The organism is Herbidospora sakaeratensis, from assembly GCF_001570525.1.
In the GTDB taxonomy this organism is placed as follows: domain Bacteria; phylum Actinomycetota; class Actinomycetes; order Streptosporangiales; family Streptosporangiaceae; genus Herbidospora; species Herbidospora sakaeratensis.
This window is the reverse complement of the sequence record NZ_BBXC01000012.1, coordinates 39,140-53,633: the sequence shown is the minus strand read 5'-3', so window position 1 is coordinate 53,633 and position 14,494 is coordinate 39,140. Positions and strand designations below refer to the sequence as shown.

The 14,494-nt window shown below is 71.0% G+C and carries 13 protein-coding genes; 3 read left to right on the top strand and 10 right to left on the bottom strand.

Features of this window, described 5'->3' with window-relative positions:
• Positions 1-136: 136 nt before the first annotated feature.
• From AW271_RS19145 to AW271_RS19130, 4 genes are all read right to left on the bottom strand, one after another.
• Entirely contained in the window at positions 137-1,471 is a 1,335-nt protein-coding gene (locus AW271_RS19145) for an MFS transporter (RefSeq protein WP_245653103.1), read from the bottom strand.
• The gene (locus tag AW271_RS19140) at positions 1,468-1,929 is read right to left on the bottom strand and encodes a MarR family winged helix-turn-helix transcriptional regulator (protein WP_062338707.1); all 462 of its coding nucleotides are present in this window, start codon (positions 1,927-1,929) and stop codon (positions 1,468-1,470) included. The genes AW271_RS19145 and AW271_RS19140 overlap by 4 nt, the downstream gene beginning before the upstream one ends.
• A 111-nt stretch (positions 1,930-2,040) precedes the next feature.
• Entirely contained in the window at positions 2,041-3,954 is a 1,914-nt protein-coding gene (locus tag AW271_RS19135; protein WP_063818036.1) for an endo-1,4-beta-xylanase, read from the bottom strand.
• A 172-nt stretch (positions 3,955-4,126) separates the two neighbouring features.
• Positions 4,127-5,599: an NCS2 family permease gene (locus AW271_RS19130; protein WP_062338705.1), complete on the bottom strand. Its 1,473-nt coding sequence runs from the start codon at positions 5,597-5,599 to the stop codon at positions 4,127-4,129.
• Positions 5,600-5,735: 136 nt separating this feature from the next.
• Here AW271_RS19130 and AW271_RS43155 point away from each other — a divergent pair, with 136 nt between their 5' ends.
• Positions 5,736-5,999, top strand: coding sequence for a DUF2530 domain-containing protein (locus AW271_RS43155; RefSeq protein ID WP_083976855.1), 264 nt, complete (start codon positions 5,736-5,738; stop codon positions 5,997-5,999).
• Here the strand turns inward: AW271_RS43155 and AW271_RS19125 are convergent.
• Genes AW271_RS19125 through AW271_RS19115 form a run of 3 tightly spaced genes read right to left on the bottom strand, consistent with a single transcriptional unit; the run spans position 5,941 to position 10,577 of the window.
• The gene (locus AW271_RS19125) at positions 5,941-6,681 is read right to left on the bottom strand and encodes an SAM-dependent methyltransferase (RefSeq protein ID WP_062338703.1); all 741 of its coding nucleotides are present in this window, start codon (positions 6,679-6,681) and stop codon (positions 5,941-5,943) included. The two genes, AW271_RS43155 and AW271_RS19125, sit on opposite strands and share 59 nt — an antisense overlap.
• Positions 6,682-6,693: 12 nt before the next feature.
• Entirely contained in the window at positions 6,694-9,783 is a 3,090-nt protein-coding gene (locus AW271_RS19120) for a sacsin N-terminal ATP-binding-like domain-containing protein (RefSeq protein WP_062338701.1), read from the bottom strand.
• A 26-nt stretch (positions 9,784-9,809) separates the two neighbouring features.
• Complete coding sequence (locus AW271_RS19115; protein ID WP_062338699.1) at positions 9,810-10,577, bottom strand: DUF3027 domain-containing protein; 768 nt, start codon at positions 10,575-10,577, stop codon at positions 9,810-9,812.
• Positions 10,578-10,683: 106 nt separating this feature from the next.
• Here AW271_RS19115 and AW271_RS19110 point away from each other — a divergent pair, with 106 nt between their 5' ends.
• The gene (locus tag AW271_RS19110) at positions 10,684-12,120 is read left to right on the top strand and encodes an MFS transporter (RefSeq protein ID WP_245653102.1); all 1,437 of its coding nucleotides are present in this window, start codon (positions 10,684-10,686) and stop codon (positions 12,118-12,120) included.
• Here AW271_RS19110 and AW271_RS19105 read toward each other — a convergent pair.
• Positions 12,117-12,518, bottom strand: a complete 402-nt coding sequence (locus AW271_RS19105; protein WP_062338697.1) for a cold-shock protein — start codon at positions 12,516-12,518, stop codon at positions 12,117-12,119. The genes AW271_RS19110 and AW271_RS19105 overlap by 4 nt on opposite strands.
• A gap of 90 nt (positions 12,519-12,608) precedes the next feature.
• Positions 12,609-13,223: an HAD family hydrolase gene (locus AW271_RS19100; protein WP_062338695.1), complete on the bottom strand. Its 615-nt coding sequence runs from the start codon at positions 13,221-13,223 to the stop codon at positions 12,609-12,611.
• Between the two features lie 100 nt (positions 13,224-13,323).
• Between AW271_RS19100 and AW271_RS19095 the strand changes: the two genes are divergently transcribed.
• Positions 13,324-14,001, top strand: coding sequence for a TetR/AcrR family transcriptional regulator (locus AW271_RS19095; protein WP_063818035.1), 678 nt, complete (start codon positions 13,324-13,326; stop codon positions 13,999-14,001).
• On the opposite strand, the gene AW271_RS39800 is transcribed toward AW271_RS19095, so the two are convergent.
• Positions 13,885-14,307: a hypothetical protein gene (locus AW271_RS39800; RefSeq protein WP_157554377.1), complete on the bottom strand. Its 423-nt coding sequence runs from the start codon at positions 14,305-14,307 to the stop codon at positions 13,885-13,887. The two genes, AW271_RS19095 and AW271_RS39800, sit on opposite strands and share 117 nt — an antisense overlap.
• Positions 14,308-14,494: the final 187 nt, after the last annotated feature.

Sequence of the window (14,494 nt, the reverse complement as noted above, 5' to 3'; positions counted from 1 at the left end):
AACAGGCGGCTATTGAACCAGCGCGCCCACGACGACGAGCAGCATCAGCAGGCCGAGCACGGTCGGCAGCAGCCAGCGGCGGGGACGGTCCACGGCGTCGAGCCTAGCCAAGCCCATGGGGTGCCGCTGACCATCCTCAGACCGCGACCGACGCCGCGGCCGGGTTCAGGGCCACGGCCTTGCGGGCCGCGACCAGCCGGGTGATCAATACGGCCAGCGCCACGCCGGTCAGGCTGAGCAGGCCGGAGACCATGATCCCGACGCGGGGACCGGCCAGTTCGGCGATCCAGCCGATCAGCGGGGCGCCGATCGGGGCGCCGGCGGTGAAGACCAGGACGTAGATCCCCATCACCCGTCCGCGCATCTCGCTGGAGGCCCCGAGCTGGAGAGTCGAGTTCGCCATGGTCTGCACGGTGATCATGGCCAGCCCGGCCGGGACGAGCACGATCAGGAAGGCCCAGTACGCCGGCGTGACCGCCGCCGCGATCTGGGCGGCCCCGAAGGCGACGCCGGCGGCGACCATCATCCGCCGCGACGGGGTGACCCGCCGGGCCGCCAGCAGGGCGCCCACGACGGCCCCGACGGCGAACGCGCTGCTGCCGATCCCGAACGCCGACGCCCCCGCGTCGAACACCTCGGTCGCCATGAGCGCGATCGACGTGGTGAAGCTCTGCGCGAAGACCGCGACGAAGCCGACCATGAGCACCGGCAGCAGCAGATCGGGCTTGCCGATCACGTAGCGCACGCCTTCCCTGGCCTGCCCCTTGCCGCGCTTGACCGGCTCGGGGGTGCGCAGTTCGGCCGTCCGCATCAGCAGCATGCCGCCGATGGTGAAGGCGAAGGTGAGGGCGTTGACCAGGAACAGCGGGCCGGTGCCGCCCAGCCAGTTGATCAGGAGCCCGGCGACGGCCGGGCCGACCACGCGGGCCAGGTTGAACGAGGAGCTGTTGAGGGCGATGGCGTTGGACAGGTCGTCGCGGCCGACCATCTCGACCACGAACGACTGCCGGGTGGGCACCTCGACGCAGGCCAGCAGCCCGAGGGTGAAGGCCATGACGTAGACGTGCCAGACCTCGGCGTGGCCGGTGACGGTCAGCACGCCCATGGCCAGCGCGAGCGCCGCCATCAGCGACTGCGCGGTCATCAGCAGCCGCCGTTTCGGGAACCGGTCGGCCAGCACGCCGCCCCACATCCCGAACAACATGATCGGCAGGAACTGCAGCGCCACCGTGATGCCGAGCGCCGTGCCCGACCCTCCGGTCAGGCTCAGCACGAGCCAGTCCTGGGCGGTGCGCTGCATCCAGGTGCCGACGTTGGAGACCACGCTGCCGGAGAGGAACAACCGGTAGTTGAAGTTCCGCAATGACCGGAACATGCCGGCGGCGCCGTCGGCCGAGGCTGGGCCGGGCTCCCGAACCGCCCCAGCACCCGTCCACTTCGCCAGATCGGCCGCGGTGCGCAGCCTTCTCACATTTGGGAGAGCTTTTCGAGGATGGGGGCGGCCTTGCGCAGGATCGCCTTCTCCTCGGGTGTCAGCTCGCCGAGGCGCTGGGCCAGCCAGGCCTCCTTGCGGCGGCGCTCCTCCTTCAGCAGGGAGGCGCCCGCCGGGGTGACCGACAGGGTCACCTGACGACGGTCGGTGGGATGGGGAGAGCGGGCCAGCAGGCCGCGTTCCTCCAGATGGGTGACCACCCTGGTCATCGAAGGCGGCTGCACCTTCTCGTGCTCGGCCAGTTCGCCGGGGGTCATCGTGGTGTGCCGCTCGACGGCGGCCAGGGCCGCGAGCTGCGTGGGCGTCAGGATGTGACCCACGGCCTGCTTGCGCAGGCGACGGGTCAGCCGGGCCAGCGACACGCGCAGCGCGGACGCCAGACCGGCGTCGCTGCGCAGGTTCGCAGCCGGATCCGTGTTCTGAGGATTCGTTAGCATGAGTCATTACCTTTGCTAACTATATGGCACACCTTGGCATTCCTGCTCAGGGATACCTTCCCCGAAAAGGCCGGACACGGCCCCCGAAGGAGGCCGTGCCCGGGTCAAGAATCAGGCGCAGGTGTAACCCGACGCCGTCGAGGTGTCGCTGCTGGGACGCGCCACCTGGAAGCCGAACGTCGTGCTCGCGCCGGCGCCGAGGTTGCCGTTGTAGTTGGCGTTGCGGGCCGTCACCGTGTTCCCGGACACCGTGAGGGTGGCGTTCCAGGAGCCGACGAGGGTGTGGCCGGAGGGCAGGGTGAAGGTCACCGTCCACGAGGTGCGGGCGGAGCTGCCGTTGGTCACGGTCACCGGCTGGACGACGTAGCCGCCGCCCCACTGGGTCTGGATGGTGCCGGTGGCCGAGCAGCCGCCGGAGGTGCCGCCCGTGGTGGTGAAGGTCACCGAGGTCGAGTTCCCCGACAGGTTGCCCGCGCCGTCACGCGCCCGGACGTAGACCGTGTACGCCGTCGAGGCCGACAACCCGGTCAGGGTCACCGAGTTCGTCGTGGACGTCGCGAGCTGCGTACCGGAGGAGTTGTAGACGTTGTACCCGGCCAGGCCCGAGCCGCCCGAGTCGGTCGACGCGGTCCACGACAGGCTGGCGCCCGACGAGGTGATGCTGGATGCCGTGGGCGTGCCGGGGGTGGTGGGGGCGGTGGTGTCGCTGCTGCCGCCCGTGGTGGTGAAGGTGACCGAGGTCGAGTTCCCCGAGAGGTTGCCCGCGCCGTCACGCGCCCGGACGTAGACCGTGTAGGCCGTGTTGGCCGACAACCCGGTCAGGGTCACCGAGTTGGTGGTGGACGTCGCGAGCTGCGTACCGGAGGAGTTGTAGACGTTGTACCCGGCCAGACCGGAGCCGCCCGAGTCGGTCGAGGCCGTCCACGACAGGCTGGCGCCCGACGAGGTGACGCTGGACGCGGTCGGGGCGCCCGGTGTCGTCGGTGCGGTGGTGTCGCTCGGGCTGCCGTTGTCGAGGGCGTTGTGGACCGCCGTGTACGACGGCTTCTGCGAGTAGTTGTTGTCGTAGATCAGCGCGAAGCCCTCACCCGGGAAGGTGTCCGGGACCCACGAGTACTTGTCGGTGAAGCCCCAGATGGTCACGCCGGCGCAGGCCGTGATGGCGAGACAGGCGTTCACCACGTTGCTGTAGTAGGTCGCCTGCTGGGTGTCCTTGGCCGAGGTGCGCGACCCCTGGATGCGGACGTCGAGCTCGGTGATCCTGACCTGCACGCCGAGGGCGGCGAACCGCTGCATGTTCTGCTGGAGATCGCTCGGGAAGCCGTACTGGGTGGAGAGGTGGGCCTGGAAGCCGACGCAGTCGACCGGCACGTTCTGCGACCGGAGCTGCTGGACCAGGTTGTACATCGCGGTGCTCTTGGCGTTGATGCCCTCGACGTTGTAGTCGTTGATGCACAGGCGGGCGTCGGGGTCGGCCTGCCGCGCCGCGCGGAAGGCGTCGGCGATGAAGCTGGAGCCCAGCGTGTTGTACCAGAACGACGAGCGGAAGCTGCCGTTCTCCTCGAAGACCTCGTTCACCACGTCCCACGAGACGACCGCGGGGTTGTTGGCGTAGCGGCCCACGACCGTCGCGATGTGCTCGTTCATCGCGGCGCGCATGTTGGTGGCCGACAGGCCCTGGACCCAGCCCGGCGTCTGGCTGTGCCAGACGAGGGTGTGGCCGTGCACCTGCTGGTTGTTCGCCGTGGCGAAGTTGACGATCTGGTCGGCGCCGCCGAACGTGTACTGGTTGTCGTTCGGCTCGGTGTCACTCCACTTCATCGCGTTCTCGGCCGTGATCTGGTTGAACTCGCTCCCGGCGATGTTCCGGTAGGCCGTCTCGTTGGCCAGGGGCGAGGTCGCCAGCGCGGTGCCGATGAACTTGCCGCGCGCCTGGGCGTGCACACGCAGCGCCGCGCTGGCCGAGGCCGGCGTGGCGACGAGCACTGTCGCGGCGGCCGAGGCGAGGGCGAGGGCCGCCGCCATCAGAGATCGCCATTTAGAGGTACGCACTGGATCTCCTGTTCCGAAACCTTTCGGTAACTCCCGTGTCGCACGGAAGGCTAGAATTGGCCGCAAAATACGGTCAATGCACCAGCCGTGCGACGCGGGTGGTCCTGCGGAGATCCGGCAATCTATCGGCAAATAGTTGAAAGTTTCAGAAGCCGAAGAGGATCTTGATCGGGCCGAGCGCGAAGTAGATCGTGAACAGCACCGCCACCAGCCACATGAGCGGGTGCACCTCGGACGCCTTGCCCTTCACCGCCTTGATCAGCACGTACGTGATGAACCCGGCCCCGATGCCGTTGGCGATCGAGTAGGTGAACGGCATCAGCACGATCGTGAAGAACGCCGGGATCGCGATCTCCAGGTCGGTGAAGTCGATCTCCCGGATCGAGGTCATCATCAGGAAGCCGACCACCACCAGCGCGGGCGCCGCGGCCTCGTACGGGATGATGTTGACCAGCGGCGCGAGGAACATCGACGCGAGGAACAGCAGACCGGTGACCACCGAGGCGAGCCCGGTCCGCGCGCCCTCGCCGACGCCCGAGGCCGACTCGATGTAGGTCGTGTTCGACGACACCGACGCCGCGCCGCCGGCGGCGGCCGCGATCGAGTCGACCAGGAGGATCTCCTTGGTCTTCGGCAGCGTGCCGTCGGCCGCCACGAGGCCGGCCTGCTTGCCGACGCCGACGACGGTGCCCATGGTGTCGAAGAAGTCGGTGATCAGCAGCGTGAACACCAGCAGCACGGCCAGCACGACCGAGAGCTTGGTGAACGCGCCGAACAGGCTGAACTGGCCGATCAGCGAGAAGTCGGGCAGCGCGAAGATCTGGTCGAACGACGGCAGGGCCGGCTGGTTCAGGCCCCAGCCTCCCGGGGTGATCACGTCACCGTCCTGCTGCTTCGGGATGTTCCCGATCGCCTGGACGACGATCGCGAAGATCGTCGCGCCGACGATGCCGATCAGGATCGCGCCCTTCACCTTGCGGGCCACCAGCAGGGCGGTGACGAGCAGGCCGACCACGAACACCAGGATCGGCCACGACGTCAGCCCGCCGCCGATGCCCAGCTCCAGGGGCGGCGCCGGGGCGGCCGTCTTGCGCACGAATCCGGCGTCCACGAAGCCGATGAGCGCGATGAACAGGCCGATGCCCACCGAGATCGCGGTCTTCAGGCTCGCCGGGATGGCGTGGAAGACGGCCGTCCGGAACCCGGTCAGCACCAGCACCAGGATGACCAGACCTTCGAGGACGACCAGGCCCATGGCGTCCTCCCAGGAGACCTGGGAGGCGATGCCGTAGGCGACGAACGCGTTGAGGCCCAGGCCCGCCGCCAGGGCGAAGGGCACGTTCGCCACCACGCCCATCAGAATGGTCAGCAGGCCGGCCACCAGCGCCGTCGCGACGGCGATCAACGACAGGTTGGGAGCCGACCCGTCGCCGAGGAACTGCCCGTCCTTGTCCTGGACGAAGCCCAGGATGATCGGGTTGAGCACGACGATGTAGGCCATCGTGAAGAACGTGGCCAGACCACCACGAACCTCCGCGCCGACCGACGAGCCCCGAGCCGAGATCTTGAAATACGTGTCGAGGAAACTACTGCTTTGGGGGGTTTTGACGTCACTCACCCGCGCAGAGTGACACCCCTTACCACCAGGGAAAAGACCCAGGTCGCCGACGTGACTTTTTCGTTGCGGTTTCGTACGCGACCCGCGTCGAATCTCACATGGGCCACTTGTGACCTGCCGGATTTAAGGTGACAGGGTGACCCAGCAGCGGCGGCCCGATCCAGAGCCCCTCAAGACCAACGACTCCGCGACGATCACGGTCGGCATCGTCCTGTGGGCGATCGCCCTCATCGTCCTGCTGATCGTCCGCCCCGACCAGAGCTGGTATTCGTGGACCTGCGTGGCCGGGATCGGCATGGGGTTCTTCGGGCTCTGGTTCGTCCGCCGACGCGACCGGAAGATCAGTTCGTCCGCTTCAGCAGAAGCGTCACGAAACCCAGCACCCCCCGGTAGCCCTTGAGCCACATGTCGCGGTGGGCCAGCGCCGCCGCCCGCGCCGTGTCGCCGTCGGGGCCCGGGTGGTCGGCCGCCCACCGCAGCAGGCTGCCGGTCCACGACCACTCGTAGTCGTCCCACTCCGACAGTTCGCTGGTGTAGGCGTAGACCGTCGCGTAGCCCGCGCTCTCGGCGCGCTCGACGGTGCCGGCCAGGTCGGCGTACTCCCCCGGTTCTGCGCCCAGCGTGATGAGCGTCTCGGCGTTCGGGGGCACCTCCCAGAAACCCTCGCCGATCAGCGCCAGGCCGCCCGGCTTGAGGTGCTTCTTGACCGCGTTGGCGGTCTCGACCAGGCCGCCGTAGGCGTGCGTCGCGCCGACGCACATGACCAGGTCGTAGAGGCCGTTCTCATAGTCGGCGGCCGACGTGTGGTGCAGGGTGAGCTGGTGGTCGAGGCCCTGGCGCTCGGCCATGATCCGGCACGACTCCAGGCCCTCGCGGTGCACGTCGACCGCGTCGGCGGTGGCGTCTTCGTGCATGGCGAGGGCGCGGAGCGTCCAGACGCCATGGCCGCAGCCGAGGTCGAGCACGCGCGGCTGGGCGCCGAGCTTGGCCCGGCGCAGGATGCGCGTGATCGTCTGACCGCTCACCGGAGCGGCGATGGGGTGGTCGGTGTGCGCGAGGTGACTGATCAGGTGACGTTCCACCCTGGCAGTGTTTCAGCCGTCGAGGTCGGCCTCGGCCAGCAGCAGCGGCACCCGGCCGGGATCGCGCAGCAGCGCCTCGACCGCGAGCCGGTCGCCCCACTGCCCGGCCGACCACGCGAGCCCGCGCGCCAGCCCCTCGACGCCGGACGCGTGCACCCGGCCCTCGAAGAACCGCCACGGCACCGGCCTGCCGTCGACGAGCAGCTCCTCATGCTTCATGTACGAACTGGGCGCCCCCGGCAGCAGCCTGCGCACCTGCGGGGGAACCGGGGTCTCCGCGCCCGACGAGGTGACGTCGCCGGTGACGACCTCGCCGACGAGCGGCAGGTCGAGCACTTCCGACAGCGCCTCGGCCTGGTCGAACCCGACCAGCACCAGCGGCCGGTCGGCCACCAGGGCGAGCAGGTCGGGCGCCTCGACGACGACCGGTTCGAGCTCGCCGTCGACGTCGGCGACCACGATCTCGCCGTCCTGCACCGCCCGGACCGCCGCCGGGGGGCTCACCCGTTCGGGGCCGACCTCGGCCAGCGCCTTCCAGAGGGCCCGCAGCTGGGCCCGGTCGACGGGCCGCCCGGGGTCGGCCATCAGGTCGAGGAGCTCCTCGGGGCCGCCGTGGGAGGCGAGCAGGTCGGCCAGGGTCGACCGCACCCCGATCATCGTGAGGGCCGACTCGTCGGCGACGGGGGGCGCGTCGGCGTACAGGCCGAAGAGCAGGGGGTCGGCCGACGGCAGCCGCAGGGAGGTCGGCGGCTTCCCGTCGATCACGGGGTGGTGGGCCAGCCACCAGCCGGTGTAGGAGGGCACCTCGTGGACCTCGCCGGCCGCGAAGACCCGCATCGGCTGCAGGGCGGCGCGCAGCGGCGGCCGGGCCAGCAGCGGCAGCGCGGCGGCCCAGTCGGCGACGTATTCGAGGTCGCGGACGGCGGTGAACTCGCGCGCCACGGGCGGCACGTCGAGCTCGGGCAGCAGGTCGAGGATCGCGTCGAGCCACTCGTCCTCACGGTCGAGGTCGTGGTCGCAGTCGTCGGGGTCGAGCACCACGTCGGCGTCGTTGACCACGGCGAACCCGTCGAGCACGCCGGCCGCCGCCAGCACCCGGGAGCCGAACTTCTCCACCAGGTCGGGCGCCGCGAACGGGGCCTCCTGGTCGATCAGCTTGGCCAGGTCGCCGCCTTCGAGCAGCAGGTCGCCGGCGGCGTAGACCTCGCCGTCGGCCCCGCGCAGGGCCAGCGCGGCCAGCCAGGGCGCCTCACCGGCGGTCAGCCCGGCCGCGTCGACCAGGGCCAGCACCGCCTGCGCGACCGGCTCGGGGTCGGCCGACCCGGCCGACTCGGTGACGGCGGCGTGGGTGAGCGGGTCGTCGAGGACGGTCCGCGGCGTCGCCTCGGCCGCCCCCAGCCGCAGCAGCAGCGGGTGGGCGGCGTCGTGGTGGACGATGCGCAGGCCCAGGGGCGCCAGCAGCGCCGCGTCGAGCGCCTTCTCGCCGTCGGTCAGGAGCAGCGTGCCCCGGGCGCCCCGCACCAGCCGGCCGTCGGCCAGCGGCACCGCCACGGCCCCGACCGCTTCGAGGTCGTCGGCCGGGAGCACCTGGTAGAGCGCCCGCCACCAGGCGGGCTCGCGGTCGCGCACGGCGTCGCCGGTGAGCATGTCGATCACGTCGGCCAGCTCGACCCTGCGGATGCCCAGGCCCGGCAGCGCGTGGTGGCGCACCGGCCACCCGGCCGGGAGCAGGCCGGGCACCATGTCGGCGATCATGGTCAGGAACTCGCCGGGCCCGGCCACCACCCGGGCGTCGCGCCCGGCGATGACCAGTTCCTCGTCGTCGGCGAAGGAGAGCGGCGCCAGCCCGTCGGCCGCGCGCCGGGCGTTGACGACCTCGGCGTAGCGCTCGGCGGGCTCCTCGGGGGCCGAGATGGCGGGCAGCAGCGGCAGGTCGGGCAGCAGGGAGAGGATCTCGCCCCGGATCGCCGCGTCGAGCTCGCCCTTGGCCAGCACCTGCGGCACCAGGTCGAGCAGCCGGGGAGTGCGCGGCAACGACCGCAGCAGGTCGCAGTAGACCTCGGCCGAACGCCGCACCAGGAAGTCGGTCAGCGGCCCGGACGCGACGTGACGCCGGTCGGTGGCCAGCGGGAACGTGGCGATCAGCAGAGCGGGCAGGTCGAGCGGCTCGTCGGAGGGCGTCGGCGCGTGCACTGACGACGGCACGTCTTTCGGCAGCGGCAGCGCCTCGCCGTCGCGCCGGGCCTGGTCGCCCCACGCACGGGCCTGGCCGTGGGCGACGGCCCCGGCGATCGGCACGGCCCACCGCACCTGCCAGAACGGACGGGCCCGTTCTTCGGTCGGCCGGTCGGCGAACAGGTCGCCCACCTGCTCGGGCGTGAACTCGCCCGACGCCTCGACGACGTGCCACCCGGCGGCGGTGACGCTGCGCCAGACGCCGTCGACCTCGATGTCGATCGCCGACAGCGCGGGCATGACCAGCGGCAGCGCCGGGCTGGTCTCCTCGAGCATGCGCCGGACGGCGTCTTCGGCGGCGGCGTTGCGCAGCGGCAGCCGGACGACCGAGTCGAAGCCCTCGGGCACCGTCAGCTCGGCCGGGAACGGCAGCCGCAGCAGCGGCACGTGGCCCTCACGCCCGGCCAGCTCGTTCTCCAGCTCGGGGACCGCGGCGACCAGCTCGGTCGTCAGCGCCCGCGACCAGCGCACCCCGCCGGTCGCCCGGGAGGCGACGGCCGGCTCGTCGCTGACCGACACGACGGCCGCGAAGCCGACGCCGAACCGTCCGGCCGCGCCGGCCTCGTCGCGCTTGCCGGAGACCCGGAGCGTCGACAGGCCCTCGACCCCGGCGGCGTCGAGCGGCCCGCCGGTGTTGGCGGCCTCGAGCACGCCCTCGCGCAGGGTCAGCCGCAACCGGCCGGGCACCCCGGCGCGCAGCGCGGCGTCGGCGGCGTTCTGGGCCAGTTCGACGATCAGGCGGTCGCGGTAGCCGCCGAGGGCGAAATCCTCCTCGGCATTGGCGTCCTCGCGGAACCGGGCGGGCGAGGCCGTCCAGGCGGCGAGGACGTTTTCACGCATGCGGGTGGTGCCGAAGAAGTCGTTCATCACACGCTTCCGGGAGTGAAGGGAGGTCAGCCTTCCGGCATGGGGTCGTAGCCCAGGTCGTCGAGGATCGGCTGTGGAGCCTCGCCCGCCGCCGACGGCGCGGGGGCCGCCTCGGAGTGGGCGCCGCAGCCGTGGTCGGCGGCGACGACCTTACCGTCGTCGGGGGCGAACTCGTTGGCGCACACCCCGAAGCCCAGGCGCAGCGCGCCGGCGAGGGGCCAGTAGAAACCGCAGGTGGAGCACTGGGCGGGGGCCGCCGTCGCGAGCGGTGAGTCGGGGCCCGACTCGCCGCTGTGCCAGCGGTTGACAGCGAGGTCGCGGCCGATCGCCGACAACACCCGGGCCCGCCCAAGGCCGTATTCGAAGAGCATCTGGTGGTCGGTCTCGTCGTCGGCCTCGGCCTCGGCCGTGAAGCCGGGCGCGAGCCGGTCGTCGTCGGCCTCGGCCGGCAGCAGGTCGCCGGGGCCCAGGTCGCCGGGGCGCAGACGGCGGCTCCACGGCACCCAGGTCGGCGCCAGCAGGGCGCCCTTGCCGGGCAGCAACACGGTCTCACTGACGGTGACGGCCTTCGCACGCGAAGCACGGGCCACTGTGATCGCCCAGCGCCAGCCCTCGTATGCTCGATCGAGGCAGGCGAAATAGTGGGTGACCACCCGGTCACCCTCCGCGTCGAACCCCAGGTGTTCGCCGACCTCGCCCGGCCTGGCGATCTCCTCGGCCGCCGAACGAGCCAGGTCGACGGCGGCGGCGCAGGCCTGGTCAGCGGCGGGGGTTCTCACGCGGGTACGGCTCACACTCCATTTTCACCTACCTGAGGAGCGATTTTCACCCTCCTCGGGAGCGGACAGCACCCGAGTACGTCGGTAAGACTGGAAATTCGACACGAGAGGAGCGGATGGGGTGGCGGGTGCCTGGGGCAAGGTCCGTGACGCGGGCCGCGCGATCATGTCCGCGAGCGCCCGGACCGGCCGCTCGATCGGCCGCGGCGCGGGCAGCGTCGGACGGGCCGCCGGCAGCGTCGGGCGGGCCAGCCGGCGGCTGACCCACGCGAAGGGCGCCGACCGGACCGGCCTCGGCCGTCTCATCGAGGTCACCGCCGTCCACAGCGCGGGCGACGCGTTCATCACGGTCTCGCTGGCGGGCGCCCTGTTCTTCGGCATGCCCGTCGGGCAGGCGCGCGGCCAGGTGGCCCTCTATCTGCTGGTGACGATGGTGCCGTTCACCGTCGTCGCGCCCTTCGTCGGCCCGGTGCTCGACCGTTTCCGGTCGGGCCGCCGCTACGTCATCGCCGGCACCCTGTTCGCCCGCGGCCTGCTCTGCTGGGGCATGGCCTCCAGCGTCGTCTACGGCGACACGCTCTCGCTCTTCCCGGCCGCCCTGGCGGTGCTGGTGCTCTCGAAGGCCTACAACGTGTCCCGGGCGGCGATCATGCCGAGTGTGTTGCCGGCCGACATAGGGCTGGTCACCGCCAACGCCCGGGTGGCCCTGTTCGCGCTGGTCGCGGCGGGCGGCGCGGCCGGGCTCGGGGCGGGCCTGGTGGCCTGGCTGGGCGCCGAATGGGTGCTCCGGATCGCCATGGTGCTGTTCCTGGTGGCCGGGGTGGTGTCGATAAGGCTGCCCCGTCACGTCGACTCCCCCGACGAGGAGGAGTCGGCGAAGCCGCCGGGCGTGCGGGCCCTGCTGAACGTCGGGCCGATCGTGGCCGAGTCGATGCGGGCCAACGCGGCCATCCGCATCCAGGCCGGGTTCCTGGTCTTCTTCCTGCTGTTCCTCGTCCAGGACAAGCACCTGCCGGGGCTGGCCCCCGAGATCACGCTGGGCCTGCTCGCGGCGGCGGCCGGGGGCGGCGGCCTGTTCGGCGCGGCCGTGGCGTCGTGGGTGAAGTCCTATCCGCCGCACCTGATCGTGTTGTCGACGCTGGCGCTGACCACGCTCACCACGCTCGTGGCGACGTTCTTCTTCAGTCTCTGGACGGCCGTCGCGGTCGCCCTCATCGGCGCGTTCGCGCAGGGGCTGGGCAAGCTCGCGCTCGACGCGATCGTGCAGCGGGAGATCGGCGAGGAGGTCAGGTCGTCGACCTTCGGGGTGGTCGAGGCGCTGCTCCAGATCGCCTGGGTGTTCGGCGGCCTGATCGGCCTGATGTTGTCGCTGTTCGCGCAGGGCACGGCCGGGCTGGCGGTGATGGCGACCCTGCTGGCGGTCTCGCTGGTCTGGTTGCTGGTCACCCGCCGTCAGCGGAAGGTCATGAGCATGTCGACCGCGGTCACCGTGCCCCTGCGGCCGGTGGCTCAGCCACCGGCCGCAGGGGACACGAAACCTCTGACAAATCCGTTTTAGGCGTCAATGTCGTCCGCAATTGCGCGAATCACGGTGGCGACCTTCTTCGCGTGCACGGGTTCGGGGAGTTTGCCCTTCTGGTAGGACGAGGTCGACAGTTCGTCGAGCAGTTTGATCAGGTCTTCGACGATGACGACCATTTCGTCGGGCTTTTTGCGCTTCCCCTTCGGACGCGGCGCCTTCGCCAGGGTCGGGGGCTGCTCCAGCACCCTGACGGACAGCGCCTGCTGGCCGCGCCGCCCCTCGGCGACCCCGAACTCGACTTTCTGGCCGGGCTTGAGGGCTTCCACGCCTTTGGGCAGCGCGGATGAATGCACGAAGACCTCACCGCCGTCGTCGCGGGTGAGGAAACCGAAACCCTTGGTTTCGTCGTACCACTTGACCTTGCCGCTGGGCACAGGAGTGACCTCGTTCAAACTGTCGTGGAAGGGAATGGATGTAGGTTATGCCCACTAAGGCTCCCGGGTGACCGCCGAAAGCCCGTCAAATTACGCGGGAATCGACGTCCGGGCGGTGTACCAGGACACGAACTCGGTGAGGTCGGCGACGACCACGTCGGCGCCCCGCTCGGCCAGTTGCGCGGGGGTGCAGCCGCCCGTCGCGACGGCCACGCTGATCGCCCCGCCCGCTCGGGCCGCCTCGACGTCGGCCACGTGGTCGCCCACGTAGACCGCCGCCCCGAACGCGGCGATGGCGGCGCCCTTGTCGGCGCCGAAGACCGACCCGGCGATCTCGTCGACGTCGAGCCCGAGCGCGTCGACCGTGCGCCGGGCGTCACGCGGGTTCTTCCCGGTGACCACGATGATCCGGCCCCCGGCGGCGCGGACGGCCGCCAGCGCCTCGTGGGCGCCCGGCATGGCCACGGTGGCGGGCAGCGCGATGACCGGATAGAGCGAGCGGTAGAGCGCCACGGCGGCCGGGATCTCGTCGGCCGGCAACCACTGGGCCAGCTCGTCTTCCAGCGGCCAGCCGATCCGCGACACCGCGATCGCGACGTCGATGGGGGTGTGGAGCGAGGGCAGCATCGCCTCGTAGACGGCCGCGATCGCCGCGCGAGTGTCGGCGAGCGTCAGGTCGAGGTCGAAACCGACGTTGATCCCCATGCTGTGCACGGATCAAGGATGCCAAAGTGCGCGATCCGCCGCGAAGTGGATCTTCCTTTTAAAGCTGGGCGGTCTACGCTGTCCCTCGCGGGAGGTACAGATGAGCACACGGGGTCGCATCATCGAGGAGGCGCTACGGCTGTTCGCCGAGCGCGGCTACAACGCGACCTCGGTGGCCGAGATAGAGGCCGCCGCCGGCCTGTCGCCCGGCGCCGGGGGCCTCTACCGGCACTTCAAGTCCAAGTACGAGGTCCTCGCGGCCGCCGTCGCCGACCGGGCGTCGCGCAACGAGATCACGCTCGACGTCGCCCAGACCGAGCCGATCGAGGTCCGGCTGGCCGCGATGTGCCACGCGGGGCTCGACAAGATGGACGAGGAACGCCGGCTCGCCCAGGTCTTCTTCCGCGACCTGTCGCAGTTCCCCGATTTGGTCGCGGTGGTCACGGCAGGCCTGCTGCAGCCCATGTTCGACGCGCTCACCGAGTGGTTCGCCTGCCAGCCCGAATACCTCGACGCCCAGGTCGACTGGGCCGGGGTCGGCTCGGTGCTGGGCGGCTCGATCATCAACTTCCGGCTGATCGAGTACACCACCGGAGAGGCCCCCGGCCGGGTGGCCACCGACCGCTTCGTGTCGGCCTGGATCAGGCTGGCGCTCGGCCTGCTACCGCCGGGCGTGTGTGGAGACGGGTGGGTCGAACAGACGGTAGAGCAGCCACGTCAGCCCGGCGGCGGTGCCGATGATGAACGCGATGCCGGCGACCTCGTTGAAGCGCGCTAGCAGCCCTTCGACGGAGGTCCGCTCGGGCCCGGTCAGCGCGAGGATGCCGCCCCCGAATATCCAGGCCAGCGCGGGCGCCCCCAGACCGGCCAGCCGGTCGGGCATGTTCCACCCCTGACACGACAACGTGACGACCGCCCCGACGGCCCACACGATCGCCGGCACCGGAAAGATCAGCACGGTCGGGAACCTGAAGGGCACCAGCAGCGCCGCCAGCCCGAGCAGCGCCAGCGCCACGACCTCCCGCCGATGCCCGTGCAAGATCGACCAGGCGTCGGGCGTCGGCCGCCGCTTCCACCGCGGCACCAACCGCCCCCCGGGCGCCCCGGCCCGCCAGACCCGGCGAGTGGGACTGATCACAATCGGCTGCGGCAACTGGGACCTCGGCTGCCCAGAACCAGACCGGCCCGAATCCGGCGCGCCCGAACGCGGCTGGCCCGCACCCGGCTGGCCCGCACCCGGCCGGAAACCCGCACCCGATTGGCCGGAAACA

Coding starts and splice junctions, on each gene's coding strand:
- AW271_RS19120 (WP_062338701.1), bottom strand. CDS start 9,783: ATGAACGACTTCTTCGGCACCACCCGCATGCGTGAAAACGTCCTCGCC.
- AW271_RS19095 (WP_063818035.1), top strand. CDS start 13,324: ATGAGCACACGGGGTCGCATCATCGAGGAGGCGCTACGGCTGTTCGCC.
- AW271_RS19140 (WP_062338707.1), bottom strand. CDS start 1,929: ATGCTAACGAATCCTCAGAACACGGATCCGGCTGCGAACCTGCGCAGC.
- AW271_RS19135 (WP_063818036.1), bottom strand. CDS start 3,954: ATGGCGGCGGCCCTCGCCCTCGCCTCGGCCGCCGCGACAGTGCTCGTC.
- AW271_RS19100 (WP_062338695.1), bottom strand. CDS start 13,223: ATGGGGATCAACGTCGGTTTCGACCTCGACCTGACGCTCGCCGACACT.